Genomic DNA, 22348 nt, shown 5'->3' on the forward strand with positions numbered 1-22348 from the left:
GCAAGGCACTATTGGCAACTGATTACATTTAGCAGCGCACCAGACTTACCGGCAGCTTAACAGATAGTCGATGACAATCCTTCTCCACAAAAATAGGAGAAATTAAGAAGATATGTAGGAATTTCTATAAACCGGATTGACTAGTCGACCCCGCAACGAAAAAAACCTGCCGAAGCAGGTTTTCTTTGAAGGACGCCCGGCTCAAATCGCGAACTTATCACGGTCTTGGCCTTCAATCCACTTGGGCGCCTTGCCGCGGCCCGTCCAGGTTGCACCGGTCGCAGGATCGCGGTACTTGGGAGCGACTTTGGAGCCAGCGGAAGCCGAACGGCCACGGGCAGGAGGGAATACATCCTGTTCGGTCAGGCCATAATCAGACACCAGCTTGCGCACCTGGTCGACGGCGGTCTTCAGTTCGTTGCGACGAACTTCTTCACGCTGTTGTTGCAGGGCTGCCAGTTGGGCATCGATTTCCTTCAAAGTAGGCATGTTTAATATCCATTCAAATCAGTTAACGTTTGCAGTATACCTAAAAACGCAATAACCGAGTGCGCCTCGACATTTTTCTATTTAAAGGAATGGTAAACCTCGTGCCAAAAACTTGTAACGACTAGTAATCAATGCTCGTGAGATCCGGCCGGGCGATTACCTTGTCGACCCGTTTGCCCTCCAGAGCCAGCACTTCGAATACCCAGCCTGCGCAATAAATCTTTTCGCCCAGTGGCGGCAGATGGCCCGATTCCGCCATCAGCATCCCGGCCAGGGTGTTATAGCGGCCCTTGTCCTCATCGGGCAGCTCCTTGATTTCCAGACGCGCCTTCAATTCCGACACCGGCATCAGCCCATCCAGGTACCAGGAACCATCGTCGTTCTGCACCGCCCAGGCCTCGCTGGCAGCGCCCGGCTTGAGCTCGCCGGTAATCGCTTCGAGCAGGTCGCGCGGCGTGATGATGCCCTGCACGACACCGTATTCGTCGACCACGAAAATCATGCGGCCGGCGCGCGCGCGGAATTGCTCCAGCAGCTCAAAGCCGCTCAGGGTTTCCGGCACATAGCTGGCTGCCACGGCCACCTTGGCGATCGAGGTGTTCTGGGGGTCGGCGACGTCCAGCAGATGTGCCACGCTGACCAGACCGACCACGTTGTCCAGCGACTCACGGCACACCGGATACCACGAGTGCGCGCCCTTGCCACTGGAGGCGCGCACCTCGTGCAAGGCCTGGGTCACGGTCAGATTGGCATCGAGCCATTCCACATCGCCCCTGGGCACCATCATCGAAATCAGCGGACGGTCATCGAGGTGGAACACGTTCTGCACCATCTGGTGCTCATGGCGTTCGATCACGCCGGCGTCCCGTCCCTCGTCGAGACTGGCGACGATTTCTTCTTCGGTCACGGCGCGGTCCGACTCATCCTTGATGCGCAGCAGCTTGAGCACGCCTTGCGCAGAGATGGCCAGCAGCCACACAAAGGGTTTGGCAATTTTCGACACCCAGGTGAGCGGCAGCGCGATGATGCGCGACGATGCCTCAGGGTACATCTGGCCAATGCGCTTGGGCACCAGTTCGCCAAAAACAATGGTCATGAAGGTGATGACGATGATCACCGTGGTCGTGGCCACCACCGATGCCACCGAGGCCGGCATGCCCCAGGTGACCAACGACTGTGCCAGCCCGTCGCTGAAGGCCGCCTCACCAAAAATACCGTTGAGCATGCCGATCGACGTGATGCCGACCTGAATCGAGGAAAGAAATTGGGTAGGATTGCTGAGCAGATCCAGCGCCGCCTTGGCGCCCTTGTCGCCACTTTCGGCCATGGCCAGCAAACGGGACTTGCGGCTGCTGGCGAGCGCCAGCTCGGACATGGCGAAGACCCCATTCAACAAGGTCAAAAGCGCGATCAAGAGTACGTCTAACAAAATAGTTCACAGGTAGTTCAACAAGCATGTCACTTTACTGTATCGGCGATATCCAAGGCTGCGATAGCGCTTTGGGCCGTCTGCTGACCAAAATCGATTTCTCTCCCAGCCGCGATACCGTGTATCTGCTGGGCGACCTGGTCAACCGGGGCCCGGAATCGGCCCAGACGCTGCGGCGCTGCATCGCGGCGGACGGTAGCATCCAGGCCATTCTCGGCAACCATGACCTGCACCTGCTGGCGGCTGCCGATGGCCGGCGCAAGTTCTCCCGGCGCGATACCTTGCTAGACGTGCTGCAGGCGCCGGATGCTGCGCAGTTGTTGGAATGGGTGCGCCAGCAGCCGTTGGCCCGCACGCATACGCTGGGCGGCGAACAGCTGCTGATGGTGCATGCCGGCGTTCACCAGCAATGGGATCTGGACGCCACCCTGCGACATGCCGCCGAGGTCGAAGCGGTGCTGCGCAGCGACGGCTTGAGCCTTTTTTTGCAAGCCATGTACGGCAACACCCCGGCGCAATGGGATCCGCAACTGAGCGGCATGGAGCGCCTGCGGATGATTACCAACGTGCTCACCCGCATGCGCTTTTGCCACGCCGATGGCAGCCTGGACTTCGACAGCACCGAAAGCCTGGCAGAAGCACCCGAGGGCCTGACCGCCTGGTTTGACCTGCCCGGCCGCGCCACCGCCGGCACCACCATCGCCTTTGGCCACTGGTCCACCTTGGGTGATCTGCAGCGTCCCCACCTGCTGGCGCTCGATACCGGCTGCGTCTGGGGGGGCTGCCTGAGCGCAGTGCGCTTTGGCAACACCCTGGCTGAGCGCGAGCTGATCCACGTGGATTGCGAGCAGGCCCAGCAACCGGGCTGAGAACCTGAAGCCGGACTCCTCGCGCCGCGACAGGGTCTTTGCGCGATGGGATGCGAGGGGGCGCCCCGCTGCGCACTCCCACGCGGCTGCGCGGCGATGGCCAACAAGGTTCAAAAAAAGGCCTCAGCGGTCAGCTGAGGCCTTGGTCCATCGACGTTATCGCGATTATTCAGAAGCAGGCGAGGGCTTGAACAGCGCAGCCACCTTGCGGCGCGGTTTGATGCCGGGGCCGCGTGCCGGCGCTGGCTTGGCGTTTGCATCCCAGGCCGCAGGCTCGGCCGCCTTGGGCTCGTAAGGCTTGTCAAAGAAGGGGTCGCGCGAGACCGGTGCCGGGCGGTAGCGCTCGCGGCGGTCCTGGACTTCGTCCTCACGGGGCGCACGGCGGTCGCGGCTGCGGGAGCTGTCGCGCTCTCGGCCTGCTTCACGCTCACGGCGCTCGCGGTTGCCATCGTTGAAACGCTCGCGCTGAGGCTGCTCGCCCAGCGCGAAGTTCTCCACGTCGATCTTCTTCTTGATCAGCTTTTCGATATCCGACACATGCCGGGCATCCGCGTGGGAGACCAAGGTGACGGCCAGACCCGATGCGCCTGCACGGCCGGTACGGCCAATCCGGTGCACATAGTCTTCCGCATTGAAGGGCACATCAAAGTTGAAGACGGCAGGCACATCCTTGATGTCCAGACCCCGCGCGGCCACATCGGTACAGACCAGCAGATCCACTTCACCCTGCTTGAAGGCCTCCAGGGCCTTGAGGCGCTCGTCCTGGCTCTTGTCGCCGTGCAGCGCAGCCGCCCGCAGACCTTCACGCTCCAAGGTGCGGGCCAGGCGCGAGCAGCCCAGCTTGCTGTTGACGAACACAAAGGCCTGGCGGATCTGGCGATCGCGCAGCACCTTGGTCAGCACGCGGCGCTTGTCGTCATCGGAGGCGGCGTAGAAACGCTGCTCGACGGTAGAGGCGGTTTCGTTGGGACGCGCCACCTCGATCGTGATCGGGTCTTGCAGGTAGCTGCCGGCCAGGCGCTTGATCTCGGGCGAGAACGTGGCCGAGAACAGCAAGGTGGTGCGTTTCTTGGGCAGGTAGGACAGGATGCGCTGCAGATCGGGCAGAAAACCGATATCGAGCATGCGGTCGGCTTCGTCCAATACCACATATTCGACCTGGTTGAGCACCGCGTTCTTGGCCTCGATATGGTCCAGAAGACGCCCGGGCGTTGCCACCAGAATTTCGACGCCCTTTTTCAGCTCCAGCGTCTGGGGCTTCATGTCCATGCCACCGAACACCACGGTGCTGCGCAGCTTGGTGTGCTTGGCGAACTGGGCAATCTGCTGGGCGACCTGGTCGGCCAGCTCACGGGTGGGCAGCAGCACCAGCGCACGCACCGGGTGGCGCGCGGGCGATGCCGAGCTGTTTTCGTGCACCATCATCCGCTGCAGCAGCGGCAGGGAGAAAGCAGCTGTCTTGCCCGTGCCAGTTTGCGCGGCACCCATGACGTCTTTGCCGGTCAGGACCACAGGGATGGCCTGTGCCTGAATGGGCGTCATGGATGCGTAGCCCATCTCGGAGATGGCTTTGGCCAGGGGCTCGGCCAGATGAAGGTTGGAGAAAGAATTTGTCATGTAAGCCCCCTATTGTCGCACTGCAGACAAATCGGCGCTTGGTTTAACCCTGTCATGGCTTACGGATTCGCTCAGCCGCAGTGCAAAGCCTGGCAGACCAGCGTAAGTGCGGGCGCCAGGCAAGGCATTTCCGGGTATCGCGGTGCAAGGGCCGAGCCCGGTTTTTGCGGGCTGGGCCAGGCGCATCAGAGGCTACCGGCCTGGAAGGTATCGCAGGACTGGACGCTGCCGGTCTTGTAGCCCTGGGTGAACCAGCGCACGCGCTGGGCGCTGGAGCCGTGGGTGAAGCTGTCAGGGCGCACGGTGCCGGTGGCCTCGCGCTGCAGCTTGTCGTCACCGATTTGCTGGGCAGCATTCACCGCCGACTCGATATCGCCCTGCTCCAGCCAGCTCTTGGCCTGCTGCGAATGGTTGGCCCAGATGCCGGCATAGCAGTCGGCCTGCAGCTCCAGGCGCACCGACAGCGCGTTCTGCTCACGCTCGCTGACGCGCCCGCGCATCGCATCGACCTTGCCCGAGATGCCGAGCAGGTTCTGCACATGGTGGCCGACCTCATGCGCCACCACATAGGCGCGCGCAAACTCACCGGGCGCGCCCAGCTGGCGGCTCATGGTGTTGAAGAAATCCATGTCCAGGTAGACCTTCTGGTCGCCGGGGCAGTAGAACGGCCCCATCGCCGATTGGCCGGTGCCGCAGGCGGTGCGCGTGACACCCGTGAACAACACCAGACGGGGCGCACGGTACTGGGCGCCCCCCTTGGTGAAGATGTCGCTCCAGACATCTTCGGTCGATGCGAGCACCGTGGAGACGAACTTGGCACCCTGGTCATTGGCAGGTGGTGCCTTGGCCGGGCCTTGCTGCGTCGGGGCGGGCGAGCCGCCCCCGGAGAGCACGCCAATGGTGGTGAGCGGGTTGATGCCGAACACGCCCCAGCCGATCAGCGCCAGCACGACGGTGCCGATACCAATGCTGCGCCCGCCCAGGCCAAACCCTCCGCCCCCACCGCCACTGCCGCGCTGGTCTTCCACATTGCTCGATTCGCGGTTGCCTTCCCATTTCATGGTCGCTCTCCTCGCAGTGCCCTGGCACTGACGCTGTTATTGATCCGCCTACAGTAGCGCATTTGGCGGGGTGCCGTCCGTAAGACCGGCCCCCAATCTGGCAGAAAATCCCGGACCGGCACTGCCATTGAAGAAAATTTGCAAAGCCCTGGCCCGCACTGCAGCGCCCGCGTAAAAAAGCCACTCCGGATGGGGAGTGGCTTCTGGGCATGGGCGCGCGTCATCAGGCCCTGGGAAGGGTGACGCCGTGCTGGCCCTGGTACTTGCCATTGCGGTCCTTGTAGCTCACCTCGCAAGGCTCGTCCCCTCGCAGGAACAGCACCTGCGCGCAGCCCTCTCCCGCGTAGATCTTGGCCGGCAGCGGCGTGGTGTTGGAGAACTCCAAGGTCACATAACCTTCCCACTCGGGCTCGAAGGGCGTCACATTGACGATGATGCCGCAGCGCGCATAGGTGCTCTTGCCCAGGCAGACGGTCAGCACATCGCGTGGAATGCGGAAGTACTCGACGGTCCGGGCCAGCGCAAAACTGTTGGGCGGGATGATGCAGTGGTCGCCTTCAAAATCGACAAAGCTCTTTTCATCGAAGTTCTTCGGGTCGACCACGGTGCTGTGGATGTTCGTGAAGACCTTGAACTCTCGGGCGCAGCGGATGTCGTAGCCGTAGCTGGAGGTGCCATAGCTGATGATCTTCTTGCCATCGACCTGGCGCACCTGGCCGGGCTCGAACGGCTCGATCATGCCGTGCTGTTCCGCCATGCGGCGAATCCACTTGTCGCTTTGAATGCTCATGTCTGAATAACTCCTAGGCGGCATTGTAGCGAAAGGCATGGCCCCAGCGGGCGGCATGTGCAGCTGCCCTGGGGCCTGTCTCTCCACCAATGCGGCACCAGGATCAGCCGGCTTTCTGCGCAATATGGCTGCGCTCGATCAGGCGGTCGTCGCCCAGCACGATCAGGCTGAACAGCAGCTCCTCCAGGTTGCCGGCTTGCGCCATCTTGCGGGCAATCAACGGCGTGGCCTGCGGGTTGAGCACGACAAAGTCTGCCTCGCAGCCGGGCTGCAGGTTGCCGACCACGCCCGGCAGGCCCAGCGCCTTGGCAGCACCGGCCGTGTGCTGCCACCACAGATGGCTGGGGGCCAGCGACAGGCCCTGCTTGTCGCGCCCCTCGCGGCCGACAAAATAGGCAGCCAGCATGGTGCGGAAGGGGCTGAAGCTCGTGCCGCCGCCGACATCGCTGGCCAGCCCGTACAGCATCTGCGCCGCGTCGGCCTTGGCATAGTCAAAAAAGCCGCTGGCCAGAAACAGGTTGCTGGTCGGGCTGACCGCAGCGGCTGTACCGGTCTCGTGCATCAGCGCGCGGTCGCGGTCATCGAGGTGGATGCAATGCGCATAGACGGCGCGCTCGCGCATCAGGCCCCGGTCCGCATAGACCTGCAGGTAGCTGCGGCTGTCGGGGAAGAGCTCGCGCACCCAGGCCATCTCGTCCAGGTTCTCCGCCACATGGGATTGGATCCAGACATCGCTGTAGCGCGCCGCCAGCTCGCCGGCACCGCGCAGCTGGGCATCGGTGCTCGTGGGTGCAAAGCGCGGCGTGATCGCATAACCCAGGCGGTCCACGCCATGCCAGCGGCGGATCAGCGCCTCGGTGTCGATCAGGCTTTGCGCGGTCTCATCGCGTACGCCGTCGGGCGAATGGCGGTCCTGCAGCACCTTGCCGGTGATCAGACGCATCTGGCGCTTTTGCGCTTCGGCAAACAGTGCATCGGCCGATGCCGGGTGCGAGGTGGCAAAGGTCAGCGCGGTGGTCACGCCGTTGCGCAGCAGCTCATCGACAAAGAAATGCGCGACTTCGCCCGCATAACCGGCATCGACAAAGCGCGACTCATGCGGAAAGGTGTAGTCGTTCAGCCAAGGCAGCAGGCCGCTGGCGGGCGAGCCGATCACATCGGTCTGCGGGTAGTGGATGTGCATGTCCACAAAACCCGGCGCGATGATGCGGCCCGGCAGCTGCTCCACCACGGCCTCGGCACCGGCCTGGGCCAGCAGCGGGGCAGACAGCGCCTGCCAGCTGCCTGCGGCCAGCACGCGCTCGCGGCCATCGGCGCCCGGCGCCACGGCCAGCAGGCCATCTTCTTCATACAGCGCCTGGCCATCATCGGCAAAGCGCAACAGGGCGGATCGGTAAATATGCATGGCGCCAAGCTTAGCGGCTGCCAAGGCTTGCCGTTATATAAGCTCAGCAATAGTTTCTATGCGCGGATGCAGGGCTGTTGGCCGCGCCAGCTACGGGCGGCGTGCAACACGGGCATTGCGCTGACAGCAGGCATATCGTTAACCAGGGAAAACCCCAGTCTCAGACCGCTACGCAGGTCATCCCTGCGGTCTATAGTATTTGTTTTACCTGTTGGTTAAAACAGTCTGGGGCGCTGCCAAGACAGCGCCCGCTGCACCATTGCAAGGAGGAAGCCCGTCCCATGCCGCATTTTGTTGATCCGTCCCCTGCCGGTGTCTGCATTTTCTGCCGAATCGTGCAAGGAGAAATTCCCTCGGCCAAGGTGTATGAAGACGCCTTGACGATTGCCTTCATGGACCTGGGCCAGGTCAACCCCGGCCATGTGCTGGTGGCCACCAAGCGCCATGCGGCCAATATCTTCGAGATCACCGACGAGGAATCGGCCGCTGTGATGCAGACCGCGCGCAAGGTGGCGCTGGCTGCCAAGATCGCTTTCGAGCCCGCAGGCCTCACGTTGCTGCAGGCCAACGGTGTGGAAGGCGGCCAGACCGTTGCCCACTTCCACCTGCATGTGGTGCCCCGCCATGCCGACGATGGCGTGAGCTTCAGCTGGCCGCGCAAGGAGCCCGGTGGCGCGGTGCTGGAAGGCTATGCGCTGCAGCTGCGCAATGCGATGCTGTCGGAATCGGTGCCCGTGGCAGCCTAAAGCCACCCCCCACCCAAGAACAAGGGCGCCTTATGGCGCCCTTGCTGCGTTTAGCGCTGGCGGGCGGCCTCGGCAAAGGCCATCTGCAGCTGGCCCAGCCAGGCCTGCTTGCGGGTGGCTGGCACAAAGCTGGCCTCAAAGCTGTTGGCGGCCAGCTGGTAGGCTTCGTCCGAACCCATGCCGGTAGCGGCAAACAGCTGCACGAAGTTCTCGTTGATATAGCCGCCAAAATAGGCGGGGTCGTCCGAATTGACGGTAGCCACCAGGCCGGCAGCCAGCAGCTGCGGCATGTTGTGGTCGGCCAGGTCGGGGAAGACCTGCAGCTTCTGGTTGGACAGCGGGCAGACGGTCAGCGGAATGCGCGCATCGCGCAGGCGCTGCATCAGTGCGGCATCGTGCACTGCCTGCACGCCATGGTCCACCCGCTCGGCATGCAGCAGGTCCAGCGCACCCCAGATGTAGGCAGGTGGCCCCTCCTCACCGGCATGGGCCACGCGGCGCAGGCCCAGGTCCTTGCAGCGGCTGAACACGCGGGCAAACTTCTCGGGCGGGTTGCCGACCTCGCTGCTGTCCAGACCCACACCGCTGAAGTGGGCGCGGTAAGGCAGCGCCTCTTCCAGCGTTTGCAGCGCTTCTTCTTCGCTCAGGTGGCGCAGAAAGTTCAGGATCAGCTGCGAGCTGATGCCCCAGCGTTTTTCCGCATCCACACAGGCCCTGTGCAGGCCCTGGATCACATCGGCCATCGCCACGCCACGGGCGGTGTGCGTCTGCGGGTCAAAGAAGATCTCGGTGTGCACGACGTTGTCGGCTACCGCGCGCTCCAGGTAGGCCATGGCCATGTCGTAGAAGTCCTGCTCGGTCAGCAAGACACTGGCGCCCGCGTAGTAGATGTCGAGAAAGCTCTGCAGGTTGGTGAAGGCGTACGCTGCGCGCAGGCTTTCGACATCGGCATACGGCAAGGCCACGCCGTTGCGCTGGGCCAGCGCAAAAATCAGCTCAGGCTCGAGCGAGCCTTCGATGTGCATGTGCAGTTCTGCCTTGGGCATGGCGCGCAACAGGCCAGGCAGGCGCGCGGCCTCGATTTGTGGGACGGTGTACATCTCAACACACTCCAAAAGTGACGCCACTGGCCTTGAGGTAGCGGCGGTAGGCCACCGACATGCGGTCGGCCGGTGAGTTCAGCTCGGCCTTGGCATCGAGTGGCAGCGGCTTGGGCATCTGGGACTCCAGCACAGGCTGGTCCTGGGTAAAGATCGTATGCTGAAACTGCTGCAGCTGTGCATCGGTGCTGTCGAAATCAGCCACCGCCAGGCGGAACCAGACGCGGCTGCGCTCCGGCGTGACCGGGCAGACAAACAGGCCAATCGCCTCGCGCCAGCCCTGCTTGCTCGATCCGCTCTCGGGCACCTTGGTCAGCAACGCCGTATAGGGTGCGGTCACCTCGTAGGTGTAGTCCACTTCGGCGGGCTTGGTCGAATGCAGGTTCGACTGGGGCTGGATGGCCTTGCAGCCGGTGGCCTTGACGCCCCGCTCCGTGGCTTCCACCTCGTAGTGCGACATCTCGGTCGCATCGCGGCTGCCCAGCCAGCCCTCATGCACAAACCCGAAGTGCGACATGTCCAGAAAGTTCTCAATGATGCGGGGCGCGCTGGCCTCCACATCGTAGGGCCCGCAGTTGAGCTTGCGCAGGCGGTCATCGGCCTCGGCCTCGAACACCGGCAACGGCGTCGCGGGCTGGCCGTCCGCATCGGGCGCCAGCTGCACCCACACCAGGCCATGGGCCTCTTGCACGCCGTAGGAGGCGACGCAGTGCTTGGCGGGCGGCACAAAGGCAGGCACTGCCGGCACCTTCACGCACTGGCCGCCGCTGGCAAATTGCCAGCCATGGTAGGGGCACTCCAGCTGGCCATCCTGCACGCGGCCCAGCGACAGGCGGGCGCCACGGTGCGGGCAGCGGTCAACAAAGGCCTGCACCTGGCCTTGCGCATCGCGCCACAGCACCAGCTCCTGGTCCAGCAGGCGCACAGGCAGCGGTGCGCTCACCACCGCATCAGACAGGGCAACGGGGTGCCATTGTTGGGCTTCGATCATCGGGGAATCTCTTTGTATAAATGACAAGGCTGCCCTGGGGCAGCCTTGGGTCACGATGTTAGCACTGGCATAAAAAACACCTGTGCCACTCGCGTTTAGATCGGGCGTCGAACGTCGGGCGCAGTGCCCGCGCATCACTTGCCAGGAACCTGGCCTTCCACACCCTTGATGTAGAAGCTGATGCCCTTGAGGAATTCGTCATCGGCAACCTTGTCGGCAGCCAGGATTTCCTTGCCATCCTGGCCCAGGATGGGGCCCTTCCAGATGCTGAACGTACCGTCCTTCAGACCCTTCTTGACCTCTTCGACCTTGGCCTTGGCTTCGGCGGGCACGTCTTCGGCGATGGACACCAGGTCGATCGTGCCTTCCTTCACACCCCACCAGGTCTGGCGGCTGGTCCACTTGCCTTCAAGGGCGCTGCGGGTGGTGTCGATGTAGTAAGGCGTCCAGTTGATGATGGACGAGCCCAGGTGGGCCTTGGGGCCGTAGGCCGTCATGTCCGAATCCCAGCCGAAGGCGCGCTTGCCCTTTTCTTCGGCCGTCTTGAGCACGGCAGGCGAGTCGGTGTTCTGGAACAGAATGTCCGCACCGCCATTGATCAGGCTGGTGGCCGCTTCGGTTTCCTTCGGAGGGCTGAACCATTCATTGACCCAGACCACCTTGGTGCTGATCTTGGGGTTGACGCTTTGCGCACCCAGCGTGAAGCTGTTGATGTTGCGGATCACCTCGGGGATCGGCACCGAGCCCACCACGCCCAGGGTGTTGCTCTTGGTCATCGAGCCGGCGATGATGCCCGCCAGATAGGCACCTTCGTAGGTGCGGCTGTCATAGGTGCTGACATTGCCGGCCACCTTGTAGCCGGTGGCATGCTCCCATTTCACATCGGCAAACTCGGGGGCCAGCTTCTGGATCACATCCATGTAGCCAAAGGTGGTGCCGAACACCAGCTTGTTGCCCTGGCTGGCCATGTCGCGCAACACGCGCTCGGCGTCCGCACCTTCGGGCACACTTTCGACAAAGCTGGTCTGGATCTTGTCGCCAAACTCCTTCTCCAGCGCCTTGCGCGCCTGGTCATGCGCATAGGTCCAGCCGCCGTCGCCCACCGGGCCGACGTAGGCAAAGGAAATCTTCAAGGGCTCGGCAGCAGGCGCAGCGGCCGCTGGGGCAGCAGCAGGCGCCGGCGCGGGCGCCTCCTCCTTCTTGCTGCAACCCACCACGGCGGCAGCGGCCAGCGCGGAGAGCGCGGCGACCTTGATCAGCGAACGCTTACGGAAATCAGTCATCTGTGTGTCCTCGAATGTTGTTGGAATGTCGAGCTGTACAGGCCACCGGGCCGGCCTGCAGCGGGTAGAACATCGCCCGGCCAATATATGCATAAATCGGGCCAGGTTCCAGCAGCAGCCACCCGCCGCGCTGCACTGTTGTTGGTTGGCCAGCAGGCCCGGCGCAGCACGCCAGCCCATGCTGGCGTGACCGGGCACCGCAGCCCCGCTTATTTGGCGCCAGGCACGGCCCCTTCGATGCCCTTGACATAGAAGTTGATGCCGCGCAGGAACGCATCATCGCCCACCACGCCACTGGCCAGCACTTCCTGGCCCTTGTTGTCCAAGATCGGGCCGGTCCAGACAGCGAAGCTGCCGTCCTTCAGGCCTTGCTTGGCCTTCTCGACCTTGTCCTTGGCTTCCTGCGGCACCTGGTCGGCGATCTTGACCAGGTCCATCGCGCCTTCCTTCACGCCCCACCAGAAGTTGCCGGATTGCCATTTGCCAGCCAGGGTGTCCTCGACCACCTTGCTGTAGTAAGGCGTCCAGTCGATCACGGCCGAGCCCAGGTGGGCCTTGGGTGCGAAGGCGCTCATGTCGCCGTCCTTGCCAAAAGCGTAGACGCCGCGCTCTTCGGCGGTCTTGAGGACGGCCGGCGAGTTGGTGTTCTGGTACATCACGTCCACGCCGCCGTTGATCAGGCTGGTGGCCGCTTCCGACTCCTTGGGCGGTGCGAACCATTCGTTCACCCAGACCACCTTGGCCTGGATGCTGGGGTCCACGCTCTGCGCGCCCAGCACAAAACTGTTGATGTTGCGCACCACTTCCGGAATCGGCACCGATGCGACCACACCGACAGTCTTGGTCTTTGTCATCGAGCCGGCCACGATACCGGCCAGATAGGCGCCTTCGAAGGTCTTGCTGTCATAGACCGCCACGTTGTCGGCCTGCTTGTAGCCGGTGGCGTGCTCAAACTTAACATTGGGCAGATCGGCGGCGGCCTTCTGCACAAACTCCTGGTAGCCGAAGCTGGTCGCAAAAATGAGCTTGTTGCCCTGGCCTGCCATGTCGCGCAGCACGCGCTCGGCATCGGCCGATTCGGGCACGCTCTCGACCATCGAGGTCTCGATCTTGTCGCCGAACTTCTGCGCAATCGCCTTGCGCGCCAACTCGTGCTGGAAGGTCCAGCCGCCGTCGCCAATCGGGCTCACATACATGAAGCTGACCTTGAGCTTGTCGCCAGCGGGAGCGGCGGCCGCCGGCGCGGGCGCCGCAGGGGCCGCGGGCTCTTCCTTCTTGCCACAGGCAGTCAGCGCTGCCACAGAGAGGGCCGACAGGCCGATCAGCTTGATCACGGAGCGCTTGCGCACGGTTTGCATGGATGAATCCTTGGTTTTTATGAAAATGAACGAAAGCCGGGCCGTTGTTATCGTTATGGGCGCGTGGTGACACGCGCTTATGAACCCGGGTAGAAAGGCTTGCCCAAAGAGGCAGGCATATTGGCGCGAATCCAGGTCGGATTGCGCGAGATCAGCACCAGCACCACGATGGTGGCCAGGTAAGGCAGCATCGACAGCAGCTGGCTGGCCAGTTGCACGCCGCTGGCCTGCAGGTGGAACTGCAACATGGTCACACCACCGAACAGGTAGGCGCCCAGTAGCACCCGTGCGGGGCGCCAGGTGGCAAAGGTGGTCAGCGCCAGCGCAATCCAGCCCCGGCCCGAGACCATGCCTTCGACCCACAGGGGGGTGTAGACCGTCGAGATGTAGGCACCAGCCAGGCCACACATCGCGCCGCCGAACACCACCGCCATCAGGCGGATGCGGCGCACCGGGTAGCCCAGCGCATGGGCGGATGTGGGCGATTCACCGACGGCACGCAGCACCAGACCGGCGCGGGTGCGGTAGAGGAACCACATCATCACCAGCACCAGCGCCATCGCGCCATACACCAGCGGATGCAGCGTGAACAGCGCCGGGCCCAGCAGCGGGATATCGGCCAGGCCAGGAATCGCGTACTTGGGCAGGCTGGGCAGCTTGGCCTGCACGTAGGACAGGCCCACAAAGGCCGAGAAGCCCGCGCCAAACAGCGACAGTGCCAGACCGGTGGCGTACTGGTTGGTATTGAGCCAGATCACCAGCACGCCAAAGATGGCGGCCAGCACAGCGCCCGCGAGCATGCCCGCGCCAAAGCCCAGCCAGGTGCTGCCGGTGTGGACCACGGTGGCAAAACCGGCGATGGCCGCGCACAGCATCATGCCCTCGGCACCCAGGTTGACGATGCCGGCCTTCTCATTGATCAGCAGGCCCAGCGCGGCCAGCGCCAACACGGTGCCGGCACTCAAGGTGGCGCCCAAAAGCAGTGCATAGGATTCCATCACAGGCCTCCCTTCACTGCGGCGCGCGATGCCACCCAACGCAGGCGGTAGACGACCAGGGTGTCACAGGCCAGCAACGTGAACAGCAGCAGCCCCTGGAAAACGCCGGTCAGGGCCTTGGGCAGACCCAGGCGCGACTGCGCCAGCTCGCCGCCGATATAGAACATGCTCATAAGAATCGCGGAGAAAACCATGCCCACCGGATGCAGGCGGCCGACAAAGGCGACGATGATGGCGGCAAAGCCGTAGCCAGCGGGCACATAGGGGGTGAGCTGGCCCAACGGGCCGGCCACTTCCAGCGCGCCAGCCAGACCTGCGGTGGCGCCCGAGATCATCAGCGCCGTCCACAGGGCCTTGCGCGACGAGAAGCCGGCATAGCGGGCCGCCGATGGTGCCAGGCCCCCCACCTGCTGCGCCAGCCCGGCACGGGTGCGGAACAGGTAGACCCACAGCAGCGCCGCACCGGCCAACGCGATCAGCACGCCGATGTTCATGCGCATGCCTTGCACCAGTTTGGGGATTTGGGTGATCTTCTCGAAGCTCTTGGTCTGCGGGAAGTTGTAGCCCATCGGGTCCTTCCAGGGCCCGTAGACCAGGTAGCCCAGCACCAGGGTCGCGACATAGACCAGCATCAGGCTGACCAGAATCTCGTTGGCATTGAAGCGGTCGCGCAGCCAGGCAACGATGCCGGCCCAGACCATGCCGCCGAGCATGCCGGCCAGCAGGATGACGGGCACGATCCAGGGGCCGGTGTTCTTGTCGGCCAGCAAGGCCATGCCGCCCGCAGCCACGGCGCCGATGACGAACTGGCCTTCGGCACCAATGTTCCACACATTGGAGCGGAAGCAGACGGCCAGACCCAGCGCAATCAGCAACAGCGGCGTGGCCTTCATCGTCAATTCGCCCAGCGCATAGCCGGACTTGATCGGTTCCCAGAAAAAGGCCTGCAGGCCCTTGACGGGGTCCTTGCCCAGCAGCACGAACAGGCCCACACCGATCAGCACCGTGATCAGCAAGGCCAGCACCGGTGAGCCAAAGGTCCAGAAGCGCGAGGCCTGCGGGCGTTGCTCCAGCTTAAGCATGGTGGCGGCCCTCCTCGGCAGCAACCGCAGCAGCGGCAGCCGGGGCAGCACTGCGGCCATCCCAGAGTCCACTCATCCATTCGCCGATCAGCTGCACCGAGGCATCGGCCCGCGCCACCGATGGCGACAGGCGGCCCTTGGCGATCACATGCAGGCGGTCACTGATTTCAAACAATTCTTCCAACTCCTCACTGAGCACCAGCACGGCGCAGCCTGCATCGCGCAGCGCCAGGATTTCGCCCCGGATCTGCGCGGCCGCACCCACATCGACCCCCCAGGTAGGCTGGGAGACGATCAGCAGGCGGGGCTTGGCATCGATCTCCCGGCCCACGATGAACTTTTGCAGGTTGCCGCCCGAGAGCGACTGCGCACTTGCATGCGGCCCACCGGCCTTGACGCCAAAGCGCGCAATGATGCCGCGTGCCATCTGGTCGAGCTGGCCCATGCGCAGCCAGCCGCCGGCCCCCAGCATTTCGTTGCGCGTCAGCACCAGGTTGTGCGCCAGGCTCATGCTGGGCACGGCGCCCCGCCCCAGGCGTTCTTCGGGCACAAAATGCAGGCCCAGTGCACGGCGCTGGCCCGGGCCCATGCGCCCCATCGGCGTGGCATCCATCAACACGGCCTGCGGCTCGGCGCGCATGTCTTCGCCCGAGAGCGCATACATCAGCTCCTTCTGGCCATTGCCGGAGACGCCGGCAATCCCGACCACCTCGCCGGCGCGCACCTGCAGCGAAATGCCGTCGAGATCCACGCCAAAAGGGTCCTGCCGGGCCAGGCGCAGCTGCTGCACCGCCAACACGGTTGCGCCCGCCTGGCTGGGGCGCAGCTCCAGCATCGGCGGCTCGGCGCCAATCATCAGCCGCGACAGTGAGGCATTGCTTTGCGCGCGTGGATCACATTCGCCGGTCACCTCGCCGCCGCGCATCACCGTACAGGCGGTGCACAGCGCGCGGATTTCATGGAGCTTGTGGCTGATATAGAGAATGCTGCAGCCCTCGGCGGCCAGCTTGCGCAGCACGATGAACAGCTTCTCGACCGCCTGCGGCGTGAGCACCGAGGTCGGCTCGTCAAGGATCAGCAGCCGGGGCCGGGTCAGCAGCCCCCGGATGATCTCCACCCGCTGCATCTCACCCACCGACAGGCTGTGCACCGGGCGCACAGGGTCGATGTCCAGGCCATATTCACTGGCCACCTCGGTGATGCGAGCAGTCACTTCCGCCAGCGACATGCGCTTGTCCTGGCCCAGCCAGACATTCTCGGCGACGGTCAAGGTATCGAACAGGCTGAAATGCTGGAACACCATGCTGATGCCCAGCTGGCGCGCCTCCTGCGGGTTGCGGACCAGTACCGGCTGGCCATCGACCAGGATCTGGCCCTCGTCGGGCTTGACCGAGCCGTAGATGATCTTCATCAACGTGGACTTGCCAGCGCCGTTCTCGCCCAGCACGGCGTGGATTTCCCCGGCCCGTACTTTCAACGATACTTTGTTATTGGCTACAACCGCTGGGTAGCGCTTGGTGATGCCGATCAGCTGTAACCGGGGTGCGGCCGCACCATCGGTTGTCGGTGTCGGGGTCTGTTCTGTCATGGGCGGCAATTGTCCCTCAAATTGTTACCCGAGCGCGGGATAAAACGCGAAGATGCACTCACTCACGGCGAATAGGCCACCGGGCTTCGCAGCGCCAGAGCGGTTTTTTTCAGGCAGCTGCGCAGCCAGATGGCCGCCTCGGAGGCATGGCTGCGCGCATGCCAGAGCAGGTAGTAGTCGAGCGGCGGCAGCGCCAGTGGGCATTCCAGGATCGCCAGCGCATGCTTGTCGGCAAAGCGCTCGCAGAACTGGCGTCCCGTGGTCAGCACAAGCAAGCTCGATGCCACCATCGCCGGTATCGCACTGAAATGGGCGCAGCGCGCCATGATGCGCCGCTCCAGGCCCAGCGCATCCAGCCGGGCGTCGATGATGCCGCGCGCGCCGGGGTGGGTCGCCGTCGGTGCAATGTGCTCAGCCTGCAGCCAGGCCTGCACATCCCAGCCGCGCCGCACTGCTGGATGGCGGCGGCTCACGAGGCTCACCACCTCGTCGCTCATCAGGCTGGTCATGTGCAGGTCTCCGGTAGGCTGCAACCAGTTGCCCACCACCACGTCGATGTCGCCATTGGCGAGCTGGGCGTGGTAGTGCGTCTCGGGCGACAGCGGGTAGATCTCCACCACGCACAGCGGCGCTTCTGCCTTGATGCGCGCCACCAGCGCCGGCAGAAACAGCGGATCGAAGTAATCACTCGCTGCAATGCGAAAAGTGCGGGTCGCCGTCTGCGGGTCAAAATCACGTGCATCACTGAACAGGCCTTCGGCCGCGCGCAGGATCGCAGCAGCGGGCTCGACCATGCGCTGGCCCTTGTCGGTGGGCATCATCGCCGCGCCCGAGCGCACCAGCAACGGATCGCCGGCCAGATCGCGCAGCCGCTTGAGCGCGGCCGATACCGCCGGCTGGTACATGCCCAGCCGCAAGGCCGCCCGCGAGACGCTGCGCTCGGTCAGCACCGTGTGCAGCACCCGGATCAGGTGCAGGTCAATCTTGTCAAACAGGGCTTGGTCGCGCATGCGGGTGTGGGGAACGTGTGCAGGATCTCTACACTGCCGTGTGGCGAGATCATCGATACATTCTCGAAATGTGGACATTCAAGCTTATCAGCCGAGGCCGGCCAGCCATCCCGGTTGTTACCCCAAGCTGTGGCAACAGCCCCTCAGTGTCCCGCCCACGCAGTGCTTCCCTTCAGGCTGCCTTGGCCTCGCGCCAGCAGGCGCGGTTGCCGCCCTGGCGTTTGGCGCTGTAGCTGGCCATGTCGGCCGCGCGCACCGCCTGCAGCGCATCGGCAAACGAGGCATCGATCTGCAGCAGCCCGATGCTGACGGTGACGACAAAGTGCTTGCTGCGCAGCTGGGGCTCCCAGTTCTGCAAGGTGTCGCACAGCTGGGCAGCCAGCTCATGCGCCTTTTCGCGGCTGCACTGGCGCAGCACCAGTGCGAACTTGTCGCCTGCCACGCGTGCCGCATAGCCCTGGAAGGGTTGCAGCAGCTGCAGCTGGCGTGCCACATGCTGGAGCACCAGGTCGCCCTGGGCATGGCCGGCCAGGGTATTGATGGCCGACATGTTATCGACATTCACATAGAACAGCACCGGCGCGCTCGGCGACGACTCATCGAGTCCCTGGCGCCGCGCCTGCAGCAGGGCCGTCAGGTGCAGCAGCAAGGCATCGTAGTTGGGCAGCAGGGTCAGCTTGTCCATGCGGCTGGGCGACTGCGCGGCCACCCGGGCCTGGCCGGCGCGCACAAAACACCAGCGCAATTCCGGTCCTGCCTCGGCAATGTTCACCAGATGCAGGCTGACCATGACCGGCGCCCCTGACTGGTGGCGCAGCACCACGCTGGTCTCGGCACTGCCCAGACGCTCTAGATCCGGTGCGAGCTGCTCCCAGGCCAGGTCAAAGTCCTGGTCGGCCATCGCCAGCATGCGCACCGGCTGGCCTTGCAGATCCTGGCGGCTGTAGCCCAGCAGATGGGCCAGCGCCTGCGACACCTGCTGGATCTGGTCTCCCTGCAGCAGCAAAAAGGAAAATCGCGCATATGCGAGCACGCTCTCGGCCAGCTGCTGCTGCTGGCGCAACTGCTCGGACAGCGAGTCGCGCTGCTGGCCCAGCTCATGCAGGTGCATGCCCATGCGGTCAATCTCGTCCGGCAGCGGACCGCTTGCCGAGTCCGAAGCATCCACGGGCCCGGAGGCGAGCGCCAGTACCGGCGCAGGCGCCACGGGCAGCGGCGTCTGGGCGACCAGCTGCTTGAAGCGCCGGCTATGTCCCCACAGCCACAGCCAGGTCAGTGCCGCCAGCGCCACCGGCAGCAGCAGCAACCACCACCAGCTGCGCCACTGCCGCCCCCAGCTTTGCAGACTCTGGTCATGCGGCATCACGCGCACCACCAGCCAGCGGGCCGCAGGCATCTGCGCCACGCTGACGACATGCGGCGCCAGCCACCAGGAATGGGCGGTCAGTGCGCCCCCGTTGGCCGTGCGCTCGCGCCACAGCTGCAGCGCTTGCGCCAGCATACTGTCGCTGTCGGCCGGGCCCAGTACGCGGGTTGGGTCCGGGTGGGAGATGAGCACACCGCTGGCCGTCATCAGCACCAGCTGTCCGCTGTCGGGCGGTGTGATCGCCAGCGACACCGGCAGCAGGCTTTGAGACTGCAGGCGCAGCACGCCGGCCATCGCCCCCTGCACGGCGCCCTGCTTGTCGCGCAGCGGAATGCCCAGCGCAATGCTGGGCCCGCCGGAGGCACTTCTGAAGGGCTCGGACACGAGGGGCTTGCCATCGACGATGACCCGGCGCAGCACGTCGCGCTCTGCAGGCTCCACAGCCTCGTCGCCCTGGCCCGCGTCGCGCACCTGGCGCCTGACCACTTCGGCGCCGCGCGCAAACACCAGACTGTCGAAGTAGCGGGTGGCCGTGCCGCCCTGGTCCAGCAGCGGCGGCGGCTGGGACGCCGGGCCCTGCACCCAGGGTGCGGCAGCTTCGGCGAGGGTGCCGAGCACCTTCTGGCTTTGCTCGAGCTTGCTGCCCATCAGCCTGGCGAGCATCTCGGTCTCATCGGCCTGCTGGGCCGAGAGCTGGGTAATGACGGTCTGCTGGCTCGCGTGGATCGCCAGCCACTGCACCAGCGCCGTGCCCAGCAGCACCATCAACGGCACCACCACCCAGAGCCGCCACAGCCAGGGTCCGGCCGTCTCGCGCAGGCCTTCTGCCGCAGGGGGAGGATCGGGCTGCCAATGCACCTGCCGGCCATCCATGCCGCGCTACCTGGCCACCACGATGGCGGAAACCAGAACCCGGCAATGGCAAATAACAGACTCTGGCATGTGGCGCCTCCTTTCAGCTGCGCACATGTTCGCTGTTTAGCGCCAGCGCCGGTATCGGGAAAAGACCGGACGGAGGAAACCCGGGTTACACAGGGAGCGGGTGAAGCGCCGCTGCCACGGCCGGAACCGGCGAGGCTAGCGGTGGAGACGGGGCACCCCAGGCAGCACAGGCCTGCGACAAGGCTGGGCGCGGCCGGCCTGCCAATGCGGTGCCAGCGTTGGGGAGATGGCTTGAACTAGGCCTTGGCCAGCTGGCGCAGCGACTCGGGCTGCGGCAGCCACAGATTCTTGCCCAGGCCGTCGAGCAGGCCCTGGTCGCGCAGCTGGCGCAACACGCGCGAGAGCGTCTCGGGCGCAATGCCCAGGTGTGCAGCGATCTGGCGCTTGGACTGCCCCAGTTGCACCCGCAAGCCCTTGTCGGCGGGCTCGGCATGCAGCAGCAGCCACTCGGCGCAGCGCGCCACCGCATCCTGCGCCACCCGGCTGACCGCCAGCGCCGCCTGCTGGCAGTAGCCTTGGGCCATGCTGGCCACCAGGCCCTGGGCCTCTGCCGGCCATTGCAGCAGGGAGCCGCGCAGTTGTGTCACCGGCACCGCCCGCCATTGCACGGCGGTCTGCGCCACCATGTCCACCGCGCAGGGCTGGCCCGCCAATGCAGGGGCGGCGTCCAGCCAGCAGGGGCCCTCCATCACGCCCAGCAGGTGGCGCATGCGCCCCTCTTCCTGCACACCAAAGGCGACCGAGCCTTGCTCCAGGTACAGCACATCCACCAATTGCTGGTGGCGCTGACGCAGCAAGGCACCCGCGCCGGCGCTGATCGGGGCAAATTCATCCAGGCAGAGTAAGTCAGGCATGGCCCGCACTTTGCCGCGAATGGCGCAGCCGCACATTGAGCTACATCAATGCTCTTCCCACGCGGCCCCAGAAAAACCCGCCCTCCGCCGCTCGCCATCGCACTAACCAACGACCGGGCGGCACTACCTATTCGAAAACCATATAGGCCCGATATGCGGCGTGCACGCCACACCTCGGGTCTTTACCAGCGCTTTTTTCCGCCATTGGCACACATATTGCTCAGGGAGGTCGGCACTGACTTCACAATTCACCGCTATCACAAATTCACACGCTTGTAACAAAGGACTGCCATGAACAACAAACTGCTCGCCCTGGCCGTGATGGCCGTCTGCGCCTCCGCGGCGCAGGCCCAATCGTCGGTGACCGCCACCGGCCTGGTCGATATGTATATCGGCTCGATGAAAGCTCCCGGCGATGACGGCCGCACCTCTACCTTGGGCAGCGGTGGCATGACCACCTCCTGGTTCGGCTTCAAGGGCACCGAAGACCTGGGCGGCGGCCTCAAGGCCAGCTTCCTGCTGACCAGCTTCATGCGCGCCGACACCGGCACGCCCGGCCGCTTCAACGGCGACGTCTTCTGGTCGCGCGATGCGCTGGTGTCGCTGTCCGGCGATTTTGGTGCCGTGACCCTGGGCCGCACCGTGGCGCCCAACTTCGTGCCATCGATCTCGATGAACCCCTTTGGTGATTCCTTCACCTTCTCGCCGCTGGTGCTGCACCAAAACGTGTCGCTGTTCAACAAGAGCGGCTGGCAGAGCAGCAACCCCTCGGACACCGGCTGGAGCAACCAGGTGATCTACAGCACGCCCAAGGTCGGCGGCTTCAGCGGCAACCTGCACTACCAGTTTGGTGAACAGGCCGGCCAGGGCGGCAAAAACAACATTGGTGTGAATGCCACCTATGCCAACGGTCCTTTTGCCATCACCGGCTTCTATGAAGACGTGGACATGAGCAACCCCGTGCCCGCCGTGCTGGCCGAGAACCACCGCAACTGGATGCTGGGCAGCAGCTATGACGCCGGTTTTGTGAAGGCCTATGCGACCTATGGCCAGACGACCGGCAAGGACACCGACTTCAAGATCAAGACCGCCAGCCTGGGTGCCACCGTACCGCTGGGCGCCACCAGCCGCATCCTCGCCGGTTGGGCGCACAGCAAGCTGCAAGACAGCAATGCCAAGCGTGACACCGTCTCCGTCGGCTACAACTACGACTTCTCCAAGCGCACCGACGGCTACGCCATCGTGATGTACGACAAGGTCAAGGACTTTGGCAACGGCACCAGCTTTGGCGTCGGCATTCGCCACCGCTTCTAAGCGGCTCGTGTAGCGAGCCGTGGTGCCTTGGGGCCCACAACGCAAAACGCCAAGCA

Annotated in this window: 19 protein-coding genes; 3 read left to right on the forward strand and 16 right to left on the reverse strand. The window is 64.3% G+C overall.

What is annotated here, in order from left to right; translation table 11 throughout:
* Positions 1-201 precede the first annotated feature (201 nt).
* Positions 202-489 carry an H-NS histone family protein gene (locus MJ205_RS14180; RefSeq protein ID WP_239809061.1) on the reverse strand — a complete coding sequence of 96 codons (288 nt, stop codon included), beginning with the start codon at positions 487-489 and terminating at the stop codon, positions 202-204.
* 121 nt (positions 490-610) lie between these two features.
* Entirely contained in the window at positions 611-1891 is a 1281-nt protein-coding gene (locus tag MJ205_RS14185) for a hemolysin family protein (RefSeq protein WP_342395163.1), read from the reverse strand.
* 53 nt (positions 1892-1944) lie between these two features.
* Between MJ205_RS14185 and MJ205_RS14190 the strand changes: the two genes are divergently transcribed.
* Complete coding sequence (locus MJ205_RS14190; protein WP_239809062.1) at positions 1945-2787, forward strand: symmetrical bis(5'-nucleosyl)-tetraphosphatase; 843 nt, start codon at positions 1945-1947, stop codon at positions 2785-2787.
* 165 nt (positions 2788-2952) lie between these two features.
* Here the strand turns inward: MJ205_RS14190 and MJ205_RS14195 are convergent, their stop codons facing one another.
* The 4 genes from MJ205_RS14195 to guaD form a co-directional block, all read right to left on the reverse strand.
* The gene (locus MJ205_RS14195; RefSeq protein WP_239809063.1) at positions 2953-4404 is read right to left on the reverse strand and encodes a DEAD/DEAH box helicase; all 1452 of its coding nucleotides are present in this window, start codon (positions 4402-4404) and stop codon (positions 2953-2955) included.
* Positions 4405-4589: 185 nt separating this feature from the next.
* Positions 4590-5465, reverse strand: coding sequence for a KPN_02809 family neutral zinc metallopeptidase (gene ypfJ / locus MJ205_RS14200; protein WP_239809064.1), 876 nt, complete (start codon positions 5463-5465; stop codon positions 4590-4592).
* A gap of 223 nt (positions 5466-5688) precedes the next feature.
* Positions 5689-6255 (reverse strand): dCTP deaminase, encoded by a 567-nt coding sequence (dcd, locus tag MJ205_RS14205; RefSeq protein WP_239809065.1) that lies wholly within the window; start codon positions 6253-6255, stop codon positions 5689-5691.
* Positions 6256-6358: 103 nt separating this feature from the next.
* The gene (guaD, locus tag MJ205_RS14210; RefSeq protein WP_239809066.1) at positions 6359-7660 is read right to left on the reverse strand and encodes a guanine deaminase; all 1302 of its coding nucleotides are present in this window, start codon (positions 7658-7660) and stop codon (positions 6359-6361) included.
* Positions 7661-7941: 281 nt separating this feature from the next.
* Between guaD and MJ205_RS14215 the strand changes: the two genes are divergently transcribed.
* Positions 7942-8406 carry an HIT family protein gene (locus MJ205_RS14215; RefSeq protein ID WP_133857827.1) on the forward strand — a complete coding sequence of 155 codons (465 nt, stop codon included), beginning with the start codon at positions 7942-7944 and terminating at the stop codon, positions 8404-8406.
* Positions 8407-8456: 50 nt separating this feature from the next.
* Here the strand turns inward: MJ205_RS14215 and MJ205_RS14220 are convergent, their stop codons facing one another.
* The 10 genes from MJ205_RS14220 to MJ205_RS14265 form a co-directional block, all read right to left on the reverse strand.
* Complete coding sequence (locus tag MJ205_RS14220; RefSeq protein ID WP_239809067.1) at positions 8457-9506, reverse strand: adenosine deaminase; 1050 nt, start codon at positions 9504-9506, stop codon at positions 8457-8459.
* A 1-nt stretch (position 9507) separates the two neighbouring features.
* Entirely contained in the window at positions 9508-10497 is a 990-nt protein-coding gene (locus tag MJ205_RS14225) for an aromatic ring-hydroxylating dioxygenase subunit alpha (RefSeq protein ID WP_239809068.1), read from the reverse strand.
* A gap of 134 nt (positions 10498-10631) precedes the next feature.
* Positions 10632-11780: a BMP family ABC transporter substrate-binding protein gene (locus MJ205_RS14230; protein ID WP_239809069.1), complete on the reverse strand. Its 1149-nt coding sequence runs from the start codon at positions 11778-11780 to the stop codon at positions 10632-10634.
* 209 nt (positions 11781-11989) lie between these two features.
* Positions 11990-13138, reverse strand: coding sequence for a BMP family ABC transporter substrate-binding protein (locus MJ205_RS14235; protein ID WP_239809070.1), 1149 nt, complete (start codon positions 13136-13138; stop codon positions 11990-11992).
* Between the two features lie 77 nt (positions 13139-13215).
* Entirely contained in the window at positions 13216-14136 is a 921-nt protein-coding gene (locus MJ205_RS14240; RefSeq protein ID WP_021027743.1) for an ABC transporter permease, read from the reverse strand.
* Positions 14136-15218 carry an ABC transporter permease gene (locus MJ205_RS14245; protein WP_021027744.1) on the reverse strand — a complete coding sequence of 361 codons (1083 nt, stop codon included), beginning with the start codon at positions 15216-15218 and terminating at the stop codon, positions 14136-14138. Before MJ205_RS14245 ends, MJ205_RS14240 begins: the two co-directional genes overlap by 1 nt.
* Complete coding sequence (locus tag MJ205_RS14250) at positions 15211-16806, reverse strand: ABC transporter ATP-binding protein (RefSeq protein WP_239809071.1); 1596 nt, start codon at positions 16804-16806, stop codon at positions 15211-15213. Before MJ205_RS14250 ends, MJ205_RS14245 begins: the two co-directional genes overlap by 8 nt.
* Before the next feature lie 62 nt (positions 16807-16868).
* Entirely contained in the window at positions 16869-17816 is a 948-nt protein-coding gene (locus tag MJ205_RS14255; protein WP_239809072.1) for a LysR family transcriptional regulator, read from the reverse strand.
* A gap of 172 nt (positions 17817-17988) precedes the next feature.
* Complete coding sequence (locus MJ205_RS14260) at positions 17989-20055, reverse strand: sensor domain-containing diguanylate cyclase (RefSeq protein ID WP_239809073.1); 2067 nt, start codon at positions 20053-20055, stop codon at positions 17989-17991.
* A gap of 305 nt (positions 20056-20360) precedes the next feature.
* Positions 20361-20978 (reverse strand): Crp/Fnr family transcriptional regulator, encoded by a 618-nt coding sequence (locus MJ205_RS14265; protein WP_239809074.1) that lies wholly within the window; start codon positions 20976-20978, stop codon positions 20361-20363.
* A gap of 291 nt (positions 20979-21269) precedes the next feature.
* Here MJ205_RS14265 and MJ205_RS14270 point away from each other — a divergent pair, with 291 nt between their 5' ends.
* The gene (locus MJ205_RS14270; RefSeq protein ID WP_239809075.1) at positions 21270-22292 is read left to right on the forward strand and encodes a porin; all 1023 of its coding nucleotides are present in this window, start codon (positions 21270-21272) and stop codon (positions 22290-22292) included.
* Positions 22293-22348 lie beyond the last annotated feature (56 nt).

Origin of the sequence: Comamonas sp. B21-038 (genome assembly GCF_022387135.1) — a bacterium.
In the GTDB taxonomy this organism is placed as follows: Bacteria; Pseudomonadota; Gammaproteobacteria; order Burkholderiales; family Burkholderiaceae_C; genus Comamonas; species Comamonas sediminis.

Excerpts from the sequence above, each read along its gene's own strand:
- MJ205_RS14235 (WP_239809070.1), bottom strand. The coding sequence starts at position 13,138 with ATGCAAACCGTGCGCAAGCGCTCCGTGATCAAGCTGATCGGCCTGTCG.
- MJ205_RS14195 (WP_239809063.1), bottom strand. The coding sequence starts at position 4,404 with ATGACAAATTCTTTCTCCAACCTTCATCTGGCCGAGCCCCTGGCCAAA.
- MJ205_RS14215 (WP_133857827.1), top strand. The coding sequence starts at position 7,942 with ATGCCGCATTTTGTTGATCCGTCCCCTGCCGGTGTCTGCATTTTCTGC.
- MJ205_RS14220 (WP_239809067.1), bottom strand. The coding sequence starts at position 9,506 with ATGTACACCGTCCCACAAATCGAGGCCGCGCGCCTGCCTGGCCTGTTG.
- ypfJ (WP_239809064.1), bottom strand. The coding sequence starts at position 5,465 with ATGAAATGGGAAGGCAACCGCGAATCGAGCAATGTGGAAGACCAGCGC.
- MJ205_RS14180 (WP_239809061.1), bottom strand. The coding sequence starts at position 489 with ATGCCTACTTTGAAGGAAATCGATGCCCAACTGGCAGCCCTGCAACAA.
- dcd (WP_239809065.1), bottom strand. The coding sequence starts at position 6,255 with ATGAGCATTCAAAGCGACAAGTGGATTCGCCGCATGGCGGAACAGCAC.
- MJ205_RS14245 (WP_021027744.1), bottom strand. The coding sequence starts at position 15,218 with ATGCTTAAGCTGGAGCAACGCCCGCAGGCCTCGCGCTTCTGGACCTTT.
- MJ205_RS14230 (WP_239809069.1), bottom strand. The coding sequence starts at position 11,780 with ATGACTGATTTCCGTAAGCGTTCGCTGATCAAGGTCGCCGCGCTCTCC.
- MJ205_RS14260 (WP_239809073.1), bottom strand. The coding sequence starts at position 20,055 with ATGGATGGCCGGCAGGTGCATTGGCAGCCCGATCCTCCCCCTGCGGCA.
- MJ205_RS14265 (WP_239809074.1), bottom strand. The coding sequence starts at position 20,978 with ATGCCTGACTTACTCTGCCTGGATGAATTTGCCCCGATCAGCGCCGGC.
- MJ205_RS14240 (WP_021027743.1), bottom strand. The coding sequence starts at position 14,136 with ATGGAATCCTATGCACTGCTTTTGGGCGCCACCTTGAGTGCCGGCACC.
- MJ205_RS14255 (WP_239809072.1), bottom strand. The coding sequence starts at position 17,816 with ATGCGCGACCAAGCCCTGTTTGACAAGATTGACCTGCACCTGATCCGG.
- MJ205_RS14190 (WP_239809062.1), top strand. The coding sequence starts at position 1,945 with ATGTCACTTTACTGTATCGGCGATATCCAAGGCTGCGATAGCGCTTTG.
- MJ205_RS14250 (WP_239809071.1), bottom strand. The coding sequence starts at position 16,806 with ATGACAGAACAGACCCCGACACCGACAACCGATGGTGCGGCCGCACCC.
- MJ205_RS14270 (WP_239809075.1), top strand. The coding sequence starts at position 21,270 with ATGAACAACAAACTGCTCGCCCTGGCCGTGATGGCCGTCTGCGCCTCC.
- MJ205_RS14225 (WP_239809068.1), bottom strand. The coding sequence starts at position 10,497 with ATGATCGAAGCCCAACAATGGCACCCCGTTGCCCTGTCTGATGCGGTG.
- guaD (WP_239809066.1), bottom strand. The coding sequence starts at position 7,660 with ATGCATATTTACCGATCCGCCCTGTTGCGCTTTGCCGATGATGGCCAG.